The sequence below is a fragment of the Paraburkholderia sp. RL18-085-BIA-A genome (assembly GCF_046027075.1).
Classification (GTDB): Bacteria; Pseudomonadota; Gammaproteobacteria; order Burkholderiales; family Burkholderiaceae; genus Paraburkholderia.
The window spans coordinates 1-476 of the sequence record NZ_JARESU010000604.1 but is presented as its reverse complement, the minus strand read 5'-3'; the positions used below and the strand labels follow the sequence as shown (position 1 = coordinate 476).

The window sequence follows — 476 nt, the reverse complement described above, 5'->3', positions numbered from 1 at the left end:
GATGGACATGGCTCGCTGCGCGGCACGCTGATGAATCTCGTGAACGGTACCCAGCGAGATGGGCACGCCCAGCAGATCGCGCATGAATTCAATGGCACCGCGAAACGAGGCGTGTCCGACAAACGTCAGCGCAAGCGTGACCTGTTCGAGCCATTGGCGGGTGACTGGCAGCATGAACAGCACCGCGTTGTTCCCGGGTATCGCTGCGAGGAAGAGTTCATCGAGCGCGGCGTCAGCGCGGTTCATCTGCCGGTAGACGGTCGGACGGCTCACCCCATTGCGGGCGGCAAGAGCGCTGATCGGTTCGGCGCCCGCAAGCGCCTGGAGCGCGATGGTTTTACGTTCTTCGCCAGTCAGTTTGTCAGAGGCGGATCGGGCCGGTTGAGTCATGAAAAGGCTGCAGTGGAAAATGGGGCTCTATTATCGCCTGGCGCACCCCGCGTCGCCCAATGTGTAACGCAGCTCCGAACCACGCC

The 476-nt window shown here is 62.2% G+C and carries 1 protein-coding gene; it reads right to left on the bottom strand.

Features of this window, described 5'->3' with window-relative positions; genetic code table 11:
* A partial coding sequence (locus tag P0D89_RS54045) for a hypothetical protein (protein WP_408371535.1) occupies positions 1 to 390 on the bottom strand: 390 nt, incomplete at its 3' end.
* Between the last annotated feature and the right edge of the window lie 86 nt (positions 391 to 476).